This window comes from Pantoea sp. BRR-3P (genome assembly GCF_039621635.1).
In the GTDB taxonomy this organism is placed as follows: domain Bacteria; phylum Pseudomonadota; class Gammaproteobacteria; order Enterobacterales; family Enterobacteriaceae; genus Pantoea; species Pantoea floridensis.
The window spans coordinates 3,154,010-3,174,651 of record NZ_CP155066.1 but is presented as its reverse complement, the minus strand read 5'-3'; the positions used below and the strand labels follow the sequence as shown (position 1 = coordinate 3,174,651).

Below are 20,642 nucleotides of genomic sequence, written 5' to 3'. Positions count from 1 at the left end.
GTAGAGCATGAAGCCGGCTAAAACACGCCAAATCCTGACTGCACCGCGCTCCTGGCGCGATATGCCCATGGGAGATTATTTTCGCGATGCGCTCACGCAGCAACTGCAGCCCTACCTCGGAAAGCTGTATGGCTTTCATATGCTTAAAATTGGCAGTCTTAGCGCAGAAATCAATACGAGTCAGTGTGCCATATCGCACCAGGTGAATGTGGGCATTGAGGGCGATGAGTTGCAGGTTATCGCCAATAACACACAATTACCCTTTGAATCTAAATCGATTGATGCCTGCTTACTCGCGCACACGCTGGCCTGGAGTCAGGATCCACATCGTGTGTTGCGCGAGGTGGATCGGGTATTAATCGATGATGGCTGGATGATCATCAGCGGCTTCAATCCCTTCAGTTTACTCGGTATCAGTAAAGTCATTCCGGGCTTGCACTCGCGCGCGCCGTGGAGTGGACGCATGTTCAGTCAGGTTCGTCTGCTCGATTGGCTAAGCCTGCTCAATTATGAAGTAGTATATCGCACGCGTTTTCAGGTGGTGCCGTGGCATCGGCAAGGCGGCCGAGTGATTAGTGCGCATTTACCTGCGCTGGGCTGTCTGAATATTGTGGTGGCACGTAAGCGCACGTTCCCGCTAACGCCCACCAAAATGAAGAAGAGTCTGAGTCAAAGCCAACTGCGCCAAACCGTCAACGTGACGCGCCAGTTTCGTGAAGTGAAGGATCAGGACTCAACCTGATATCCAATATCATCCTGGGTTGGGTTGCCCGCCGCGCTGCGTGCTAATTCGTCGCAGCGTTCGTTTTCTGGATGACCGGCATGGCCTTTTACCCATTCCCACTTAATTTCATGATTGCTGAGCGCCAGATCGAGGCGTTTCCACAAATCGACATTCTTCACCGGCTTCTTATCGGCCGTTTTCCAGCCGCGCTTCTTCCAGTTATGGATCCAGCTGGTGATCCCCTGGCGTACATATTGGCTGTCGGTGCTGATTACCACGTCACACGGCTGCGTCAACGCTTCAAGCGCCACAATCGCCGCCATCAATTCCATGCGATTATTGGTCGTGAGACGATAGCCGGTGCTGAATAATTTTTCGTGTTCGCGATAGCGGAGAATGGCACCATAACCGCCGGGACCGGGATTGCCCAGGCAAGATCCATCGGTGAATATTTCTACCTGTTTGCGCATCTCTGGTAGACTTCCTTCTGACAAAACGCCAAGTCTGACATAAAACGAGTCCTATGAGCACTGCAAATAACCGCCAGATTGTCCTCGATACTGAAACCACCGGCATGAACATGATCGGTGTGCATTATGAAGGGCATCGCATCATTGAAATTGGTGCGGTTGAGGTGATCAACCGTCGCCTGACCGGCAACAACTTCCACATGTATCTGAAGCCCGATCGGCTGGTAGATCCCGAAGCTTTCGGCGTGCACGGCATTGCCGATGAGTTTCTCGCGGATAAGCCGCTGTTTGCAGATATTGCCGACGAATTCCTTGAGTACATTCGCGGCGCGGAGCTGGTGATCCATAACGCCTCGTTCGATATCGGTTTTATGGATTACGAATTCGGCATGCTGAAGCGGGATATCGGCAAAACCGAGACCTTCTGCCAGATCACCGATAGCCTGGCAATGGCGCGTAAGATGTATCCCGGCAAGCGCAACAGCCTTGATGCGTTGTGCAACCGTTATGAAATAGACAACAGTAAACGTACGCTGCACGGCGCACTGCTCGATGCCGAGATTTTGGCAGAAGTGTTCCTGATGATGACCGGTGGCCAAACCTCACTCTCGTTTTCACTGGACGGTGAGCAGAACAATCAGGGCTCCGGTGAAAGTATTCAGCGCATTGTGCGCCCGAGTTCAGGCTTGCGCGTGGTTAGCGCCAGTGATGAAGAGATCGTTGCGCATGAAGGTCGTCTGGATTTAGTGCAGAAGAAGGGCGGCAGCTGCCTGTGGCGCGCGTAAAACGGCTGGTTTTGCACGCATAATCGACGTTAAGCTGAAAAAAGCGGCAAACGAAACATTCCCACAGAAAAAGCGTTGACGGGTGTGGAAGCTGCTATTAATATGCGCCTCGTTCTCGACGGGGAACAAAGCGCGGAGCGGTAGTTCAGTTGGTTAGAATACCTGCCTGTCACGCAGGGGGTCGCGGGTTCGAGCCCCGTCCGTTCCGCCAATCTATTTAAAGAAGCCGATGCAGAAATGCATCGGCTTTTTGCTTTTTCTGGCTGACATAAATGCCAGCCCTACACATCCAGCGTAGGGTCGCCATTCATGGCGACCAGCACACAATTAATCTTTCTGCACCGCCACGTGATACGTCGCCACAGATTCTTCACGGTCGGCGCGCCCCAGCCAGCGGTAGCAGCCGGCGCCCAACGCCACGCCGATAAACCAGCTAAAGTTCGCCACTGCATGCAGTGAGGGAATAAAGCTAATCACTAAACCGATGCCCACCGACGGCAGCAGCGCAGCAATTGCTTTCGGGTTGAAGCCGCCGCGATACCAGTAACGTCCTTTCGGCGTGTCATCAAACAGATCGTCAACGTACACTTTGCTGCGTTTAATCAGGTAGAAATCAGCAATCAAAATTCCGAACAGCGGTCCAATGAACGCGCCCAGTACATCCAACGTATAGTGAATCAATTCCGGTGACTGAAACAGGTTCCACGGCGTCAGCAACACCGAGCCGACGGCGGCAATCATGCCACCGGTACGGAAGCTAATTTTCTGCGGCGAACAGTTAGAGAAATCGAACGCGGGCGAAACAAAGTTGGCCACGATATTAATGCCGATGGTGGCGATAATCATGGTCAGCAGACCAATCGCTACCGCCACGTCGTTACCTACCATGCTCACGGTCTCAATCGGATCGGTGATCATTCTGCCGAACAGCGATTGCGTGCCGGAGACAATGACCACGGTGACAATCGAGAACAGCAGGAAGTTGAACGGCAAGCCCCAGCGGTTACCGCGACGAATTTCACCCATACTTTTGCCGTAGCGCGAGAAGTCACCAAAGTTGAGCAGCGGACCGGAGAAGTAAGAGACCACCAGCGCGGTAGCGGTGATCATCTGCCAGGTTTGCTCGCCGGTGCTCAACTGTTTGCTGGCCAGTGTAAAGGAGATGCCGTCAAAACCGGTTTTGTATACAATCCAGCCGGCCAGTGCCACCATCACTACGTATACCGCTGGACCCGCGACATCGATAAAGCGTTTAATGGCGCTCATCCCATGCCAGAACACCATTGCCTGCAGTAACCACATCACGCCGAAACAGCACCAGCCAAGCTGCGATAAGCCGAGCCAGCTGCTTTGCGTCATGCTGCTAAGCGTCGGGAAGAACTTCAGCAGCACCAGCATCAGGGCGTTGGCCGCCAGATATGTCTGGATGCCATACCACGCGAAGGCGATCAGCCCGCGAATGATGGCCGGGATGTTGGCACCGAATACGCCAAACGCCTGACGCGAAATCACCGCGTACGGCACGCCCGCCATCTGGCTTGGTTTGGCCACCAGATTGGCACACAGCTGCACGATGCAGATGCCCACTAACAAACACAGCAGAACCTGCCAGCTCGCCAGGCCTAAGGTAAAGAAGCTGGCGGCAACGACATAGCCGCCCATGCTATGCACATCCGACATCCAGAATGAAAAGATGTTGTACCACGACCAGTTCTGATCGCGCGTTGGCGCCAGATCGTCATTGCACAGGCGCGGACTGTATTGCGCGTTGGCTTCAGAGGCCACCCGCGAGGTCACTTCAGAATGTTTTGGCATGAAACCTGCTCCTCTCAACATCATGGAAAAATAATCACAGCGTGAAACGGTATTGCAGGATCCAGGCCAGAATTGATTTCTTGTATACAAAAAATTAATTTCACGTATACGATGTGCAGCACACAGGCACTTACCGGAGCAGGTAATGAAGAGTGAAACAGGCCAGAAAACGGCTGCCGATCTGACCGATCGCGATGAACCCATCTACCAGGCGCTTCTCACCGCCATCGTTGAACATCAACTGCCGCCGGGCAGTAAATTGCCGGAAGAAGCCTTATCAGAAGTATTTGGCGTGAGCCGCACCGGCATTCGTAAAGTGCTGCAACGCCTCGCCGCGGTGCAAATGATCACCTTGTCGCCCAGACGTGGTGCACAAGTGGCGACGCCGGGCGTGGATGAAGCACGCGATATCTTCACCACTCGCAGTTTATTGGAGTGTGCAAATCTGCCGGCGGTGCTGAGCCATGTGCAGCAACCGCATTTGGCTGCGCTGGCCGATCTGATTGAGTCCGAACAGCAGGCGCACCAGCAGCACAATGGTGCCGCCGCGATCCGCTTATCCGCCGCCTTCCATATTCAGCTGCAGGCGATTTCCGGTAATGCAGTGCTTACCGATATGGTGACGCGTTTAACGCAGCGCTCGTCGCTGGTGATCGCCGCTTACGGCGCGCCGTGGCAGCGCGGCTGCCGTTGCGATCATCACGATCGGCTCGTGGATCTGCTACGAAAAAAAGATCTGCCGGCGTTAACCGCCGCTCTGCAGCACCACTTTGAGCACATTGTTAGCAGTCTGCACTTTGAGCGCAGCGGCGAAACGTTACCCGATTTCTCCCGGTTATTTGCCGGTAACAAAGGAGCGGCATCATGAGCCTGATCCAGGTGATCAATCCCAATACCAGCCTGGCGATGACGGAAACCATTGGCGCCGCCGCCCGCGCGGTCGCCGCACCGGGCACCGAGATTCTGGCGGTATGTCCAGACCACGGCGTGCCGTCGATTGAAGGGCATTTTGATGAAGCCATTGCGGCAATTGGCGTGCTGGAGCAGGTGAAGCGCGGTAAAGAGCAGGGGGTTATCGGCCATATTATTGCCTGCTTTGGCGATCCGGGATTACTGGCGGCGCGCGAACTGGCGAGCGGACCGGTGATCGGCATTGCAGAAGCGGCGATGCACACCGCCACGCTGGTGGCAACGCGCTTCTCAATCGTCACCACCTTGCCGCGCACGCTGGTAATTGCCCGCCATTTGCTGCAGCAATACGGTTTTACCCACCATTGCGCTGCGCTGCACGCCATCGATCTGCCGGTGCTGGCGCTGGAGGACGGTAGCGGTGTGGCGCAGGAGAAGGTGCGTCAGCGCTGCATTCAGGCGAAACGTGAAGATGGCAGCGGTGCGATTGTCTTAGGTTGCGGCGGCATGGCATCGCTGGCGCAAGAGTTAACCAAAGAGCTTGGATTGCCGGTGATCGACGGCGTAAGCGCCGCGGTGAAAATGGTGGAGTCGCTGGTGGCGCTAGGCTTCGGCACCAGTAAGCATGGCGATCTCGATTATCCGCTCGAAAAACCGCTCAGCGGGGCATTTCAGCACCTAAACTAAGTGCTGGTTGAGGACTGACGACAGGAACTTGCAGAATGAATGATGTATCTGAAAAGAAAGAGTACAGCTTCAACAAGAACTATCCACGCGATCTGATCGGCTATGCCGGCAACCCACCGCATGCGCAGTGGCCAGGCAAGGCGCGGGTGGCGGTGCAGTTTGTCCTCAACTACGAAGAGGGTGCCGAGAATAACGTGCTGCACGGCGATGCCGGTTCCGAGCAGTTTCTTTCCGATATTATCGGTGCGGCCAGCTACGCCGATCGTCATATGTCGATGGATTCGCTGTATGAATATGGCTCACGCGCCGGTTTCTGGCGCATCCATAATGAATTTCAAAAGCGCGGTTTGCCGTTAACGGTGTTTGGCGTGGCGATGGCGCTGGCGCGTCATCCGGAAATCGTCAACGCGATTAAAGCGGCAGATTACGATGTAGTCAGCCATGGCTGGCGCTGGATCCACTATCAGGCGATGGACGCGAAAACCGAGCGCCAGCATATGCAGCAGGCGGTTGATGTGTTAACCGATCTGTTTGGCAAAGCGCCGACCGGCTGGTACACCGGCCGCGACAGCCCCAACACGCGTCGCTTAGTGGTCGAGCAGGGCGGCTTCAGCTACGACAGCGATTACTACGGCGACGACCTGCCATTCTGGACGCAGGTCACCTGTCAGGACGGCACGGTAAAACCGCATCTGATCATTCCCTACACGCTGGAGTGCAACGACATGCGCTTCGCCTCGCCGCAGGGCTTCAACACCGCAGAGCAGTTCTTCACCTACCTGCGTGACACCTTTGATGTGCTGTATGAAGAGGGCGAAACCGCGCCGAAGATGATGTCGATTGGCATGCACTGTCGCCTGCTGGGGCGTCCGGGGAAATTCCGCGGACTGCAGCGCTTCCTCGATCATATTCAGCAGCATGAGGATGTATGGGTGTGTACGAGGCAGCAAATTGCCGACCATTGGATTAAGACGCATCCCGCGCCGGATGCTTGATGGGCGCTGGCGGGCTGCCAGACCGCTTTTTTAAAGGCAACTTCAAGGTCAAAGGCGGTTTCGATTGTCCTGCGGACAACCGACCCAGGGGAGGCAGTCGCCCCTCCCCTGGGGACCCGGTCTCTTTGTCGGCAGAATTGCCGCTGCGCGGTCCCCTCACTTCAGGTGAATTTCTGACGGACCGGCTGCGATTCGCTCCTGCTCAGCGCAGCCTCTCGCCGCCGTCTTGGCGGCTCATCCTGGAATCCCCCCTCCGTTCGGCAATTCTGACGACACTCTCCCGCTGCAAAACCTCTGCACCAAAAAAGAGATCGCATCGCGATAAGAATATTTGATTTTATTAAAAATCTTGCCGCGGGGGTGTTGAGTCGGCATCACTTTCGCCGAGGAGAAGCCTGCTTCCAGGATGAGCCGCCAGGACGGCGGCGAAAGGGCCTGCTGAGCCAGGATGGCGAATCAGGGCCGGTCCGTCAGGAAGTGGGATTTGACGAGGGAACCCGCGTAGCGGGCGAGAGTGCTGCCGAAAAGCCCGGGTTCCCAGGGGAGGGGCGACTGCCTCCCCTGGGTCGGTCGGCTGAAAGCCGATCGAAACCGCCCTTGACCTTGACCTTGACTTTGACCTTGACCTTGACCTTGAAGTGGACGTTGAAAAAAGCAGTCTGATTGCCAATCAGGGCGAAACGCTGCGCCCTCAGCTCATCAAGCTCACTTGTGCTGCCACAATCCGCCAGCCGCAAGGCAATCTCACCCACGTCTGTTGTTGACGCCCAATCTTCTCCACGCCCGCGCGCGTAAACTCAGTACTGCACACCGCATAATCATCACCAAAGGTAGTGATCACCGTATTGCGCAGCGTACGATCCAGGCCTTTTGACGGGCGCGCGGCGCGAAACGCGCGGATCTCGTCGATGCCATATAAATTCTCACCCGCACCCAGGCGCACGGTGCGTGGGTCGTGCCAGAACAGCTCATCCAGCACCGCGATGTCATTGCTAATCAGCGCTTGCTCGTAGCGATAAAAGGCGGCGGTGACGTCGGCGAGTACCGCCGGGCGGTCGATATCTTCAGGTGTCATCTTCAGGCGTCCAATAAGGTGGTTTGTGGCAGCGTCAGCCCCTGCTGTTGCAGTGCCCAGGCGGCGCGCAGTGCCAGATGTTCTTTAAACGGTGCGGCGATCAATTGCAAACCAATTGGCAAGCCGCTGGCGGTGTGCAGCGGTACGGTGCACACCGGTAAGCCGAGGAAGGAGATCGGCTGGGTGAGCATGCCCATGCTGGCGCGCGTCGGTAAATCCTGGCCGTTGATGTGAATGGTTTCCTGGCCGATGGTGGTGGCGGTGCACGGCGTGGCAGGGGCGATCAGCACGTCGAACTGCTCAAACAGCGGTAGCACCTGCTGCTGGAAGTGACGGCGGAAACGCTGTGCCTGCACGTACCACGCCGAAGGCAGCATTGCGCCAGCCAGCAAGCGTTCACGCGAATTAGGCTCGAACTGCTCCGGCTGGCTACGCAGCGCAGGTAAATAGTGATTGCCACCTTCGGCAGCGGTCATGATAAAGGCCGCCGAACGCGCGATTTCAGCATTGGGTAAGCTGACTTCCTCCACGGCATTTAACGCTTTGGCGACCACTGCGACGGCTGCACGCGCTTCATCGCTGCACCAGGTTGAGAAGAAACCACCGAGCACTGCGCTGCGCACGCCTTCTGCGCCATGGCGCAGTAAATCGCTGACCGGCGCAACCGGCTGCGCGGCCTGGAAGGCATCGCTGGCATCCGCGCCTTGCAGAGTGTCATACACCAGGCTCAAATCTTCCACCGACCGGGCAAACGGGCCGATGTGATCGAGACTGGCGACAAACGGATGGCTGCCGCTGCGCGACAGGCGACCAAAAGTGGGTTTTAAACCGAAGATGCCGCACAGCGAAGCGGGTACGCGGATCGAACCGTTAGTGTCGGTGCCGAGTGAAAAGTGCACCAAACCCGCTGCAACCGCCGCCGCCGAACCGCCGGACGAGCCGCCCGCCACGCGGGTTAGATCTCGTGGGTTGTGCGTCGCGCCATAATGGGTGTTTTCGGTGGTAAAGCCGTAAGCGTAGGCATCCATATTCAACATACCGGAGAGCAGCGCGCCGGACTGACGCAGTTTGCTCACCGCCCAGGCATCTTCGCGTGCCGCGGCGCGATCGCTGAACAGGCTGGCACCGGCTAAAGTGCTGTGTCCAGCGACATCAAACAGGTTCTTTACCGCATACGGAATGCCGGCCAACGGCGCTAATGTCTCGCCGCGCTGGCGTTGCTGATCGAGTTGCTCGGCTTCACGCAGCATGCGTTGGCCGGTCACTTCGGTCCAGGCGTTGAGCGCCGGGTTATGTTGCTCAATCGCTGCCAGCGTCGTTTGTGCGATCTCGCGGGCGCTAATTTCACCCAGGCTGAGCGCCTGATGCAGGGCGTTAATCGATAATGACGACAGTTTCATGGATGGAACACTCCCGCCACTTCCAGCCGATCGTCGAGCGGCAGCGCCATCAGCGGCTCGGCCATCGCGGCGATGCGATTAAATTGCGTCAGCAATTCGGCACGGCGCGCATCGTCCAGCTCCAGCGCCAGAATCTGCTCCATTTGGGCGATATAGGAGGCCCAGTCCGGTTGTGAACTCATCAATAATCTCCGTTAGAAACCGGCGGCGCTGCCGTTGCTGCGCGGATCGAACGCGCCTTCCAGCATGCCGTTGTTATGTCGAACGATGGCACCCGCATGGCCGACCACTTCACTGAAATCAGGCAGCAGTTCCACCTCATGGCCGAGCGTGCGCAGCTGCTGCACCGTTTCCGGCGCGATGCGAGCTTCAAGCTTGAGCGAGTCCGATGATTGTCCCCAGGTGCGCCCCAGCAGCCAGCGCGGCGCGCTCACTGCCTGTTGCAACGGCTGCCCCTGAATCACATGGCGCGTGAAAATCGCCGCCTGGGTTTGCGGCTGGCCGTCGCCGCCCATTGAGCCATACACCATGGTGCGGCCATCTTTAAGACGCGCGGCGGCGGGATTAAGCGTGTGGAACGGCTGTTTGCCCGGCTGCAGCGCCAGTAGATGGTCGGGCTGCAGGCTGAACGCAGCGCCACGGTTTTGCCAGGTGATGCCGGTGCCGGGCAATACCACGCCGCTGCCGAATTCGTGGTAGATGCTCTGGATAAAGGAGACCGCCAGCCCGCTGCTGTCCATCACGCCCATCCACACCGTGTCGCCGGGTCCGCGCCCGGTGCCCCACGACGCGGCTTGCCTGTCGTCTACCTGTGCCGCCAGCGTGCTGAGATGTTCGGCGTCCAGCAGGCTCTGCACATTAATGTCGATGTGGCGCGGATCGGTGATGTGCTGGTCGCGCAGCGCGAAGGCTTTTTTGGTGGCTTCAACGATGCGGTGCACGGTTTGTGCCTCATCGGCGTCTGCCATAGCGAGCCGATCGGTAATGCCGAGGATCGCCAGCGACACCAAACCCTGCGTCGGCGGCGTCATGTTCCAGATATCGCCTTCGCTGTGTGCCAGATGCAGTGGCGTGCAGCGCCGCGCTTGGTGGGTTTGCAAATCTTCCAGGGTGATCGGCATCCCGAGTGCGGTCATTTCGCGCGCCAGATGGTGCGCCAGTTCGCCGCGATAAAAACTCTCCAGCCCGTGATCGCACAGCATGCTCAGCGTATTGGCCAGCGCCGGTTGGGTAAAGCGGCTGCCCGCAGTCGGTACGTTGCCATCTGGCAGGAAAGTGGCGGCGAAACCGGGCTGATGCTGCAGCTCATGCTGCTTAGCGGCGGTGGCGGCGGCTTGCGAAGCGGTGACCGGAATGCCGTCGGCGGCATAGCGAATCGCATCGCGCAGCAGGCGCGTTAACGGCAGCTGCGCGGCACCGAGTTCCTGCGCCAGCGTTAAGGCTTCCTGCCAGCCGCTCACGGTGCCGGCAACGGTTAATGCCGCTTTCGGCCCGCGATGCGGAATATGGGTTTCGCCGTGATAGAAATCGACATGCGCCAGCGAACCGGCCGCCCCGCTGGCGTCAATGGCGATGGGATCGCCGTTAGGTGGCACCACCAACCAGAAACCGTCGCCGCCCAAACCGTTCATGTGCGGATAAACCACGGCGATGGTGGCGGCCGCAGCCACCATCGCTTCAATTGCGCTGCCGCCTTCACGCAGCACCGCTAACGCGCTTTCGCTGGCAAGATGATGCGGCGTAACGGCCATGCCTAACGGCGCCATATTGCTCTGTATCATAGTGATTTCTTCTCTTGTTCTTTTGTGAGCACGCTATTTAATCCCCGCACATTCCGTAGCGGCGCAATTTATTGCGCGATAAATCGCGCCGCTACGGAATGTGCGGGTTTATGCGCACCTGGCAGATCCTGCATAAACCTAAGCAAGAGCTGTTCCAGTTTTGCTCGGACATCAATCTGGATCGATTTATGCTAGCTTGTGATGAAACAAAAGTTACAGGACCGATGATGAAACAACTTGATGAACGACTTCGTAGTCACTATCCGCAACTGTCGCCGCAGGAGCAGCGCATTGCCGACTTCGTATTTGACCATTTTGATGACCTGATCAGCTACAACAGCGCCGAGCTGGCGCGATTGAGCGGTGTCTCAAAGGCCACGGTCAGTCGTTTATTCAAGCGTCTCGGTTACGAAAAATACAAGGACATGCGCGATGAGCTGCGCATCCTGCGCCAGAGCGGCATGCCGCTCACCGACAATCGCGATGCGGTGCAGGGCAACACCTTACTGTCACGCCACTACAAGCAAGAAATGGCGAATCTGACGCAGTGGGTTAACAGCATCGATCCGCAGCAGTTCGGTGAAGTGATTGCGGCGCTGGGCGTGGCTAAACGGGTGTTTATCATCGGCATGCGCAATGCGTATCCGGTGGCGCTGCACCTGCGTCAGCAGCTGATGCAGGCGCGTCCACAGGTGCATGTCCTGCCGCAGCCGGGCCAGACGCTGGGCGAAGAGCTGGTGGACATCACGCCGGAGGACATTGTAGTGGTGATGGCGTTTCGCCGCCGCCCGCGCATCATTCGTCCGCTGATGCAGCAGCTGCAGCAGAGCAACATTCCGGTGCTGGCGCTGTGTGAGCCGCAGGCGCAGGGCATCATTACGCTGGCGCGCTGGCAGCTGTGTGCATCGCTCGATAGCGTTTCCGCCTTTGATAGCTACGCCTCCGCCATGAGCCTGATTAATCTGCTGGCCAACGCTTTGCTACATGAAATGTTGTCGCAGGGGCGTCAGCGCATCCATCAAATCGCCGATCTTTATCAGCATCTCGACGAGCTGGAACACCGTTAACGGGCGCCATTTTGGTGCGTTGCACTGTTTTAGAACGTTAACTTCCACGGGCGCTAGGCCCGTTTTTTTCGCCTTGTATTCAGTAAAACCTCATTTTTTCCTCTTTCTTTCCCTGACGCTGCGGTTGGCACATTAGTTGCAGAATGATTCATCAAGAATCTTTTGTTTCACGTAAACTCACCGGGGTGCATAATGAAAAAAGTATTATTGGCGGTAGCGGGCGCGGCTTTGCTGATGGCGCAGGTCGGTAGCGCGATGGCCGATCAGTTGCAGGATATCCAGAAGCGCGGCGTGATCCGCGTGGCGGTACCGCAGGATTTCCCGCCGTTCGGCTCGGTGGGCACCGATTTGCAGCCGCAGGGCTACGATATTGATATGGCGAAGTACCTTGCCAAACAGATGAAACTGAAGTTGCAGCTGGTGCCGGTTTCCAGCGCCAACCGCGTGCCATATCTGCAAACCGATAAAGTCGATCTGGTGATTTCCAGCATGGGCAAAAACGCCGAGCGCGAGAAAGTGATCGATTTCACCCGCGCCTACGCGCCGTTCTTCCTCGGCGTATTTGGTCCGAAAGGCGACACGCTGAAGGATGCGGCGGCACTCAGCGGTAAATCCATCGGTGTGACGCGCGGTGCGGTGGAAGACATGGTGTTAAGCGATATCGCGCCAAAAGACGCGCAGGTGAAGCGTTATGAAGATAACAACACCACGCTGTCAGCTTATCTCTCAGGTCAGGTGCAGTATGTGGCTACCGGCAACCTGGTTGTCGCCGCGATTGCGCGCCAAAATGCCGATAAAGCGCCGGTTGCCCAGTTCATGTTGAAAGATTCGCCGTGCTACATCGGCCTGAAAAAAGATGAGCCGGCGCTGAAAGAGAAAGTGAATGCGCTGATTGAGCAGGGCATCAAAGACGGCACGCTGAACAAGCTGTCGGAAGAGTGGCTGAAAGCGCCGCTGCCAGCCAACCTCGGCGCATAAAACATGGGGCAACTTAACTTTGCCGATCTCTGGCCACATTGGCCAGAGCTGCTGGCCGGGCTGTGGGTCACCGTTCAGATCACCGTGCTCGCCACCGTGGGCGGCGTTAGCCTCGGCATTCTCGGCGCGGCGTTGCGCAGCGGTAAACCGAGCTGGGCGAGCCGCCTCTGGGGCGTGTACGTTGAACTGATTCGTAATACGCCGTTTGTGGTGCAGCTGTTTTTTATCGTCTTTGGTTTGCCCAATCTTGGTCTGAAACTGACGGCGGGCGAAGCTGCACTGCTAGCGATGTTGATTAATCTGGGTGCCTACAGCACCGAAATTATTCGCGCCGGGATTCAGGTGACGCCGCGCGGCCAGTGGGAAGCGGGGCGTGTGCTGGGCTTAACCCGCACGCAAACCTTTATCCGCGTGGTATTGCCGCCGTCGCTGCAGCGCATTTATCCGGCGCTGGTGAGCCAGTGCATCATTGTGATGCTCGGCTCATCGGTGGTGTCGCAGGTGTCGTACGAAGAGTTGACCTTCGCCGCCAACCTGATTCAGTCGCGCACCTTTTTGAGTTTTGAAGTCTATTTCGTGACCACGCTGATCTATCTGGCGTTGTCGATTGCCATGCGCCAACTGCTGCTGGCGCTGGGACGTAAATGGTTAGGAGCGCAGCCGGCATGACGACGTTTACCGACTGGGACATCCTGCGCAACCTGCTGCTGGCGGCGCGCTGGACAATATTACTCTCGCTGGTGGCGTTTTTCGGCGGCACGCTGGTGACCTTGCCGCTGCTGTTTATGCGCTTGCTGAAACGCAAATGGCCAATGCGGCTGGTGCGCGCTTACACCGAACTGTTTCAGGGCACGCCGCTGCTGATGCAGCTGTTCCTCGCCTTCTTCGGCGTCGGTTTGTTCGGCATTGACGTAGCGCCCTGGACCGCCGCCTCGCTGGCATTAACGCTCTACACCAGCGCGTTTCTGGTGGATATCTGGTACGGCAGCATTCGCGCCTTGCCAAAAGGACAATGGGAAGCGTCGCGCTGCCTCGGCCTGACCTTTGGTCAAACGCTGTTTCGCGTGGTGGCGCCGCAGGCGATTCGTATCGCCATCGCGCCCACGGTCGGTTTTGCCGTACAGGTGATTAAAGGCACCGCGCTGGCCTCGATTATCGGTTTCGTCGAGCTGACCAAAGCCGGCACCATTTTGAATAACGTGACCTATGAGCCCTTCAAGGTGTTTGGCCTGGTGGCGCTCGGTTACTTTCTGATGTGTTATCCGCTGTCGCGTTACAGCCAGTACCTGGAGAAAAAATTCAATGCCGCTCATCACCATTAATCAGGTACAGAAGTACTACGGCGATAATCACGTGCTGAAAGGGGTCGATCTCGATGTCGATCACGGCGAAGTGATCTCGATTATTGGCCGCAGCGGATCGGGCAAAAGTACCTTGCTGCGCTGCATGAATGGGCTGGAAGGCTATCAGGATGGCAGCATCAAACTGGGCGGCATGACCATTACCGATCGCGAATCGCAGGCGCGGGAAATCAGCCGTTCGGTCGGCATGGTATTCCAGAACTTCAATCTGTTCCCGCACATGACGGCGCTGGAAAACGTGATGCTGGCACCGCGCCGCGTGCTGAAGAAAAGCGAAGCCGAATGCCGCGCGCTGGCGACGCAGATGCTGGAAAAAGTCGGCCTTGGTGAGCGCATCAATTACTACCCGGCCAATCTGTCTGGCGGCCAGCAGCAGCGCGTGGCGATCGCCCGTGCACTGGCGATGCAGCCGAAAGTTTTACTCTGTGATGAGATCACCTCAGCGCTCGATCCCGAGCTGGTGGGCGAAGTGCTGAAAGTGCTGGAGCAGCTGGCCGCCGAAGGCATGACGCTGATTCTCGTCACCCATGAAATGAACTTCGCCCGCGACGTGGGCGATCGCGTGGTCTTTATGCATCAGGGGCGCGTCTGGGAGCAGGGCGACAGCAAAACGCTGTTCGCCAATCCGCAAACTGCGGAGCTGAAGCAGTTTATTTCCACGGTCCGCCTCTAGGTTTTCATTAAGGAATACAACATGGATATCAGCCAATTTTCGCAAATCAATCCACCACAGCGTCTGCTGATGGGACCGGGCCCGATCAATGCCGATCCGCGCGTGCTGCGCGCCATGTCGAGCCAGCTGATTGGTCAGTACGATCCGGCGATGACGCACTACATGAACGAAGTGATGGCGCTGTACCGTGGCGTATTTCGCACTGAAAACCGCTGGACGATGCTGATCGACGGCACCTCGCGCGCCGGGATCGAAGCGATTCTGCTGTCGGCGATCCGTCCAGGCGACAAAGTGCTGGTGCCGGTATTTGGCCGTTTTGGTCACCTGCTGTGTGAAATTGCCCGTCGCTGCCGCGCGGAAGTACATACCATTGAAGTGCCGTGGGGCGAAGTGTTTACCCCGGATCAGATTGAAGATGCGATCAAAAAGGTGCAGCCGCGCCTGCTGCTGACGGTGCAGGGCGACACCTCCACCACCATGCTGCAGCCGCTGGAGGAGTTGGGCGCGATTTGCCAGAAATATGGCGTGCTGTTTTATACCGATGCCACCGCCTCGCTCGGCGGTAACGCGCTGGAAACCGATGCGTGGGGCCTTGATGCGGTCTCCGCTGGCATGCAGAAATGCCTTGGTGGACCGTCCGGCACCTCGCCGATCACCCTCAGTCCGCAGATGGAAGCGGCGATCCGCAAGCGTAAGTGCGTGGAGGAGGGCATCCGCACTGCCGATCATCAGGATGGCGACGACGAGATGATCTACTCCAACTATTTCGATCTCGGCATGATCATGGATTACTGGGGACCGGAACGCCTCAATCACCACACCGAAGCCACCACCGCGCTGTTTGGCGCACGAGAATGTGCGCGGCTGATGATGCAGGAAGGAGTAGATAACGGCATCGCGCGCCATAAGCTGCACGGCGATGCGCTGCTGAAAGGCATTCAGGGCATGGGTCTGGAAACCTTCGGCGATCTTAAACACAAAATGAATAACGTGCTCGGCGTTGTGATCCCGCAGGGCGTGAATGGCGATCGGGTACGTAAACTGGTGCTGGAAGATTTCGGCATCGAAATCGGCACTTCGTTTGGGCCGCTGCACGGCAAAGTGTGGCGCATCGGCACTATGGGTTACAACGCGCGCAAAGATTGCGTGATGCAAACCCTCAGCGCGCTGGAAGCTGTGCTGAATCACGTGGGTTTCCGCACCACGCAAGGCGCCGCGCTGCAGGCGGCGTGGGATCTTTACGGGAGCCGCGCATGACACAAAGCCTGATGAGCGCCAGCGAGGCACAATCTGCCGCCGCGCGCGTCATGGTGCGCTGTGACACGTTAGCGGCGATCAGTGAAAGCGAAGAGGGGCTGACGCGCGTTTATTTGTCGCCGGAACAGCTGCACGCTAACGCACGCGTGGCTGAGTGGATGCAGGCTGCGGGCATGACGACATGGCAGGATGCGGTGGGCAACATCTGCGGCCGCTATGAAGCGGCGCAGCCGGGCGCGCAGGCGCTGCTGCTCGGTTCGCATCTGGATACGGTGCGCAATGCCGGTCGCTATGACGGCATGCTCGGGGTATTAAGCGCCATCGAAACCGTGCAGTGGCTGCACGATCGTCAACAGCGTTTGCCGCTGGCGATTGAGATTGTCGGCTTTGGCGATGAAGAGGGCACGCGTTTTGGCATTACGCTGCTCGGCAGCCGTGGCATAACCGGCAGCTGGCCCGAAAGTTGGGTCACGCATCCGGATGGCAACGGTATCACCGTGGCGGAAGCGATGCAGGATGTCGGTTTCGATGCAGCAAAAATCCTCGACGCGGCGCGCGAGGTGAATGACATCGCGGCCTATCTGGAATTGCATATTGAACAGGGGCCGTGTCTCGAGCAGGAAGATTTGGCGCTCGGCGTGGTCACGGCGATTAACGGCGCCCGTCGTCTGAACTGCAGTTTTGTTGGCGAAGCGGGCCACGCCGGCACCGTGCCGATGACGCATCGCAAAGATGCGCTGGCCGCCGCTGCCGAATGGATGGTGTTTATTGAACACACTACGCAGCAGCAGGATCCGCAGCTGGTGGCGACGGTCGGCACGCTAAGCTGCTTGCCGGGCGCGGTTAACGTGATTCCCGGTGAAGTACAGCTTTCGCTCGATGTGCGCGGTCCGCAGGATGAGCCGCTGGAGCGCCTGCTCTCCACGCTGCTGACTCAGGCGCAGGCGATTGCGCTGCGTCGCGGCTTAACCTTCAGCGCCAACGAGTATTACCACATTGCCGCCACCGCCTGTGATGCGCGCTTGCAGCAGGCGCTGAGCCATGCGGTGGAAACCGTGCAGGGGCGCAGCCTGTCGCTACCGAGCGGCGCGGGCCACGATGCGATTGCTATCGCCGAGCGCTGGCCGGTGGGGATGCTGTTTGTGCGCAATCATCGCGGTATTAGCCATCATCCGGCGGAATCGGTGCAGGCTGACGATGTGGCGCTCGGCGTACAGGCCTATCTGCAAGCAGTTTGCGATATCGCCCGCGTATAAAGGAACAAATATGGATTTGGTCAGCTTTAATCAGTTGCCACCCGAAGCGGCACAGGCGGCGATTGCGCACTGCGTGGCGATTCCGGCCTGGCAACAGGCGCTGGTGGCAGCGCGACCTTTTGCCGATATGGCGGCGCTGCAGGCAACCGCCGATCGTCTGGCACAGTTGTGGCAGGCTGATGAATTGAGTCAGGCGCTGAGCGCCCACCCGCGCATTGGTGATAAGGTGGCGGGGGCAGATAAAGAAGCAGCGCTGTCGCGCAAGGAGCAGTCAGCGATGCAGCAGGCTAGCGGCGCACTGCAGCTGGCGATGCTGGCGGGCAATCAAACCTACGAGCAGCGTTTTGGTCGGGTATTCCTGATTCGCGCCACAGGGCGCAGCGGCGAGGAGATGCTGGCGGAATTACAGCGCCGGCTGAACAATGATGCGGAGAGTGAACAGCGTGAAGCGCTGGCGCAGCTGCGCGAAATCACCCTATTACGCCTGAAGGAGAGCATCAGATGAGCACCATTACTACCCACATTTTGGATACCGCGCTGGGAAAACCAGCGATTGGCGTGGCGGTTTCGCTCGAGCAAAACAGCCCGGAAGGCTGGCTGCCGCTGGTGGAAGGAGAAACCGACAGCGACGGGCGCATCAAAGATCTAACGCCCGAGCCGCTCGCGCCCGGTCATTATCGTTTGACGGCAGAGATCGGCGATTATTTTGCGGGTGCAGGACGTGATGCGTTGTATGTGAGTGCGCAGATCGATTTCGTGATTGGCGCGACGGGCAGCCACTATCATCTGCCGTTTCTGATTTCGCCGTGGTCGTGGTCGACGTACCGCGGTAGTTGATCCGCGCTGTAGTACGCCTGGTGCGCATCAATGCGCCCCCTACAAAAACCGTCGGGTCGCCATTCATGGCGACCAATTGCACAAATGCGCACCTGACAAACGTGGCTGCGGCGGTCGTAGGGGCGCCATTCATGGCGACCAATTGCACAAATGCGCACCTGACAAAAGTGGCTGCGGCGGTTGTAGGGGCGCCATTCATGGCGACCAATTGTATAAATGCGCACTGCATCACACGGCTGCGCTTGAAAGCCAGTAACTATCAAAACCTTCGGTTCATCCAAATATATTCTTGGCTCAAGTGCGGCTAATCTTAGTCGCATTAAAGAAAGCAATGTGAAGCCAATGGAGCCGAAAAATGAGCACGCACGACAATAACGATAATGCAGCAGCCTCAGGTAAATGCCCCTTTCATCACGGGGCTTCAGAAGAGAAGAGCGTATTAGCACGCGGCGCCGGTAGTGGGACATCTAACCGCGATTGGTGGCCCAATATGCTGCGTGTCGATCTGTTAAACCAGCACTCCAACCGTTCCAACCCACTCAGTGATACCTTCAACTACCGCGACGAATTCAGCAAACTTGATTACTCCGCATTAAAAGCCGACATCCGCGCCATTCTCACCGATTCGCAATCCTGGTGGCCAGCCGACTGGGGCAGCTATATCGGGCTGTTCATTCGCATGGCGTGGCACAGCGCGGGCACCTATCGCACCATCGATGGTCGCGGCGGTTCAGGGCGTGGGCAGCAGCGTTTTGCCCCGCTTAACTCGTGGCCGGATAACGTCAGCCTCGATAAAGCGCGTCGTCTGCTGTGGCCGGTGAAACAAAAATACGGTCAGAAAATTTCCTGGGCCGATCTCTACATTCTGGCGGGTAACGTCTCGCTGGAAAACGCCGGCTTCCGCACCTTCGGCTTTGGTGCCGGTCGTGAAGACGTGTGGGAACCGGATATGGATGTGGATTGGGGCCACGAAACCGAATGGTTGGCACATCGCCATCCCGAAGCGCTGGCTAACGCTCCGCTGGGCGCGACTGAAATGGGTCTGATCTACGTTAACCCGGAAGGTCCGGAAGCCAGCGGCGATCCGAAATCCGCCGCACCGGCCATTCGCGCCACCTTCGGCAACATGGGCATGAACGATGAAGAGATCGTCGCGCTGATCGCCGGTGGTCATACGTTGGGTAAAACCCACGGCGCGGCTGCGGCCAGCCATGTGGGTGTCGATCCGGAAGCCTCACCGATTGAAGCGCAGGGCCTTGGCTGGAGCAGCAGCTACGGCAGCGGCGTCGGCAAAGATGCCATTACTTCTGGCCTGGAAGTGGTGTGGACACAAACGCCAACGCAGTGGAGCAACTACTTCTTCGAAAACCTGTTCAAATACGAGTGGGTACAGACGCACAGCCCAGCAGGCGCGATTCAGTTCGAAGCGGTGGATGCCGAAGCGATTATCCCGGATCCGTTTGATCCCGAGAAAAAACGCAAGCCGACCATGCTGGTTACCGATTTGACGCTGCGTTTTGATGAAGAGTTCGGCAAGATCTCGCGCCGCTTCCTCAACGATCCGCAGGCGTTTAACGAAGCCTTTGCTCGTGCCTGGTTCAAACTGACGCACCGTGATATGGGGCCGAAAGCGCGTTACATCGGTCCGGAAGTGCCGAAAGAAGATCTGATCTGGCAGGATCCGTTACCGCAGGCCATTCATCAGCCAACGCCGGCGGATATTAGCGATATCAAAGCGCGTATTGCGGCGTCAGGTTTGAGCGTAAGCCAGCTGGTTTCTGCCGCCTGGGCTTCGGCATCAACCTTCCGCGGTGGTGACAAACGCGGCGGTGCAAACGGTGCGCGTCTGGCGCTGGCTCCGCAAAACGGTTGGGCGGTCAACGCCAGCGTTATTAGTGATGTACTGCCGATCCTGCAGAAGATTCAGCAGGAATCGGGCAAAGCTTCACTCGCTGACGTGATTGTGCTGGCGGGCAGCGTCGGTATCGAGCTGGCTGCAGCTGCGGCGGGTGTGGCGACACAAGTTCCGTTTACGCCAGGGCGCGTTGATGCGCGTCAGGATCAAACCGATATCGAGTCGTTCAACTTCCTGCAGCCGCTGGCGGATGGTTTCCGTAACTATCGCCGCATTGCCAAAGGTTCTTCGACGGAAACGTTGCTGCTGGATAAAGCGCAGCAGCTGACGCTGAGTGCGCCAGAGCTGACGGCATTGATTGGCGGTTTGCGCGTGTTAGGGACTAACTTTGACGGCGGCCAGCACGGCGTATTCACCGATCGCGTTGGCGTGCTGAGCAACGACTTCTTCGTTAATCTGCTCGACATGCGTACCGCATGGAAAGCTACCGATGAGAGCGAGGAGCTGTTTGAAGGTCGCGATCGTCTGACGGGAGAAGTGAAGTTCAGCGCCACACGTGCCGACCTGGTGTTTGGTTCGAACGCTATTTTGCGCGCCCTGGCAGAAGTTTACGCCAGCAGCGATGCGAAGCAGAAATTCGTGGCCGACTTCATTGCTGCCTGGACGAAAGTGATGAATCTGGATCGGTTCGAGCTGTAATTCAATAAACCAAAATAA

At 57.8% G+C, this 20,642-nt stretch carries 20 protein-coding genes, 1 tRNA gene and 1 pseudogene; 16 read left to right on the top strand and 6 right to left on the bottom strand.

The annotated features are described in order from the left end of the window. Positions 1-7 precede the first annotated feature (7 nt). A complete protein-coding gene (locus AAGR08_RS14820) occupies positions 8-742 on the top strand; it encodes a class I SAM-dependent methyltransferase (protein ID WP_345827229.1) in 735 nt (244 codons plus the stop codon). On the opposite strand, the pseudogene rnhA reads toward AAGR08_RS14820, so the two are convergent. Continuing rightward, positions 727-1,294: pseudogene (gene rnhA, locus AAGR08_RS14815) on the bottom strand (ribonuclease HI). The gene AAGR08_RS14820 and the pseudogene rnhA sit on opposite strands and share 16 nt — an antisense overlap. Here rnhA and dnaQ point away from each other — a divergent pair. Together dnaQ and AAGR08_RS14805 are read left to right on the top strand one after the other, a co-directional pair. Continuing rightward, complete coding sequence (dnaQ, locus tag AAGR08_RS14810; RefSeq protein WP_097094845.1) at positions 1,248-1,979, top strand: DNA polymerase III subunit epsilon; 732 nt, start codon at positions 1,248-1,250, stop codon at positions 1,977-1,979. The pseudogene rnhA and the gene dnaQ overlap by 47 nt on opposite strands. Before the next feature lie 134 nt (positions 1,980-2,113). Beyond that, positions 2,114-2,190 (top strand) — tRNA-Asp (locus AAGR08_RS14805). Between the two features lie 116 nt (positions 2,191-2,306). On the opposite strand, the gene AAGR08_RS14800 is transcribed toward AAGR08_RS14805, so the two are convergent. Beyond that, positions 2,307-3,794 carry an NCS1 family nucleobase:cation symporter-1 gene (locus AAGR08_RS14800; protein WP_345827228.1) on the bottom strand — a complete coding sequence of 496 codons (1,488 nt, stop codon included), beginning with the start codon at positions 3,792-3,794 and terminating at the stop codon, positions 2,307-2,309. 145 nt (positions 3,795-3,939) lie between these two features. On the opposite strand from AAGR08_RS14800, the gene AAGR08_RS14795 reads away from it, so the two are divergent. From AAGR08_RS14795 to puuE, 3 genes are read left to right on the top strand one after another with little or no spacing between them, the layout of a single operon-like run. Then, a complete protein-coding gene (locus AAGR08_RS14795) occupies positions 3,940-4,662 on the top strand; it encodes a GntR family transcriptional regulator (RefSeq protein ID WP_345827227.1) in 723 nt (240 codons plus the stop codon). Beyond that, positions 4,659-5,390, top strand: coding sequence for an allantoin racemase (gene hpxA / locus AAGR08_RS14790; protein WP_345827226.1), 732 nt, complete (start codon positions 4,659-4,661; stop codon positions 5,388-5,390). Before AAGR08_RS14795 ends, hpxA begins: the two co-directional genes overlap by 4 nt. Before the next feature lie 35 nt (positions 5,391-5,425). Then, a complete protein-coding gene (gene puuE / locus AAGR08_RS14785; protein WP_345827225.1) occupies positions 5,426-6,385 on the top strand; it encodes an allantoinase PuuE in 960 nt (319 codons plus the stop codon). Positions 6,386-7,076: 691 nt separating this feature from the next. Here puuE and hpxZ read toward each other — a convergent pair. From hpxZ to AAGR08_RS14765, 4 genes are read right to left on the bottom strand one after another with little or no spacing between them, the layout of a single operon-like run. Next, the gene (hpxZ, locus tag AAGR08_RS14780) at positions 7,077-7,460 is read right to left on the bottom strand and encodes an oxalurate catabolism protein HpxZ (protein ID WP_345827224.1); all 384 of its coding nucleotides are present in this window, start codon (positions 7,458-7,460) and stop codon (positions 7,077-7,079) included. A gap of 2 nt (positions 7,461-7,462) precedes the next feature. After that, positions 7,463-8,860 carry an AtzE family amidohydrolase gene (locus AAGR08_RS14775; protein ID WP_345827223.1) on the bottom strand — a complete coding sequence of 466 codons (1,398 nt, stop codon included), beginning with the start codon at positions 8,858-8,860 and terminating at the stop codon, positions 7,463-7,465. Beyond that, positions 8,857-9,042: an oxalurate catabolism protein HpxX gene (gene hpxX / locus AAGR08_RS14770; protein ID WP_097094838.1), complete on the bottom strand. Its 186-nt coding sequence runs from the start codon at positions 9,040-9,042 to the stop codon at positions 8,857-8,859. The genes AAGR08_RS14775 and hpxX overlap by 4 nt, the downstream gene beginning before the upstream one ends. A gap of 12 nt (positions 9,043-9,054) precedes the next feature. Further along, positions 9,055-10,641: a gamma-glutamyltransferase family protein gene (locus AAGR08_RS14765; RefSeq protein WP_345827222.1), complete on the bottom strand. Its 1,587-nt coding sequence runs from the start codon at positions 10,639-10,641 to the stop codon at positions 9,055-9,057. A gap of 227 nt (positions 10,642-10,868) precedes the next feature. On the opposite strand from AAGR08_RS14765, the gene hpxU reads away from it, so the two are divergent. The 10 genes from hpxU (at position 10,869) to katG (ending at position 20,624) form a co-directional block, all read left to right on the top strand. Continuing rightward, entirely contained in the window at positions 10,869-11,708 is an 840-nt protein-coding gene (gene hpxU, locus AAGR08_RS14760; RefSeq protein WP_345827221.1) for a MurR/RpiR family transcriptional regulator HpxU, read from the top strand. Between the two features lie 192 nt (positions 11,709-11,900). Next, positions 11,901-12,686: a transporter substrate-binding domain-containing protein gene (locus AAGR08_RS14755; RefSeq protein ID WP_345827220.1), complete on the top strand. Its 786-nt coding sequence runs from the start codon at positions 11,901-11,903 to the stop codon at positions 12,684-12,686. A gap of 3 nt (positions 12,687-12,689) precedes the next feature. After that, positions 12,690-13,355, top strand: coding sequence for an amino acid ABC transporter permease (locus AAGR08_RS14750; RefSeq protein ID WP_007887186.1), 666 nt, complete (start codon positions 12,690-12,692; stop codon positions 13,353-13,355). Beyond that, positions 13,352-14,008: an amino acid ABC transporter permease gene (locus AAGR08_RS14745; RefSeq protein WP_007887184.1), complete on the top strand. Its 657-nt coding sequence runs from the start codon at positions 13,352-13,354 to the stop codon at positions 14,006-14,008. Before AAGR08_RS14750 ends, AAGR08_RS14745 begins: the two co-directional genes overlap by 4 nt. Then, the gene (locus AAGR08_RS14740; protein WP_064740345.1) at positions 13,989-14,720 is read left to right on the top strand and encodes an amino acid ABC transporter ATP-binding protein; all 732 of its coding nucleotides are present in this window, start codon (positions 13,989-13,991) and stop codon (positions 14,718-14,720) included. Before AAGR08_RS14745 ends, AAGR08_RS14740 begins: the two co-directional genes overlap by 20 nt. A gap of 21 nt (positions 14,721-14,741) precedes the next feature. After that, positions 14,742-15,977 (top strand): alanine--glyoxylate aminotransferase family protein, encoded by a 1,236-nt coding sequence (locus tag AAGR08_RS14735; RefSeq protein WP_345827219.1) that lies wholly within the window; start codon positions 14,742-14,744, stop codon positions 15,975-15,977. After that, on the top strand, positions 15,974-17,233 hold the full coding sequence (gene hpxK / locus AAGR08_RS14730) for an allantoate amidohydrolase (RefSeq protein ID WP_345827218.1): 1,260 nt from the start codon (positions 15,974-15,976) through the stop codon (positions 17,231-17,233). Before AAGR08_RS14735 ends, hpxK begins: the two co-directional genes overlap by 4 nt. Before the next feature lie 10 nt (positions 17,234-17,243). After that, a complete protein-coding gene (gene uraD, locus AAGR08_RS14725; RefSeq protein ID WP_345827216.1) occupies positions 17,244-17,738 on the top strand; it encodes a 2-oxo-4-hydroxy-4-carboxy-5-ureidoimidazoline decarboxylase in 495 nt (164 codons plus the stop codon). Then, a complete protein-coding gene (uraH, locus tag AAGR08_RS14720; RefSeq protein ID WP_097094832.1) occupies positions 17,735-18,070 on the top strand; it encodes a hydroxyisourate hydrolase in 336 nt (111 codons plus the stop codon). The genes uraD and uraH overlap by 4 nt, the downstream gene beginning before the upstream one ends. Before the next feature lie 355 nt (positions 18,071-18,425). Continuing rightward, the gene (gene katG, locus AAGR08_RS14715; RefSeq protein WP_097094831.1) at positions 18,426-20,624 is read left to right on the top strand and encodes a catalase/peroxidase HPI; all 2,199 of its coding nucleotides are present in this window, start codon (positions 18,426-18,428) and stop codon (positions 20,622-20,624) included. Positions 20,625-20,642: the final 18 nt, after the last annotated feature.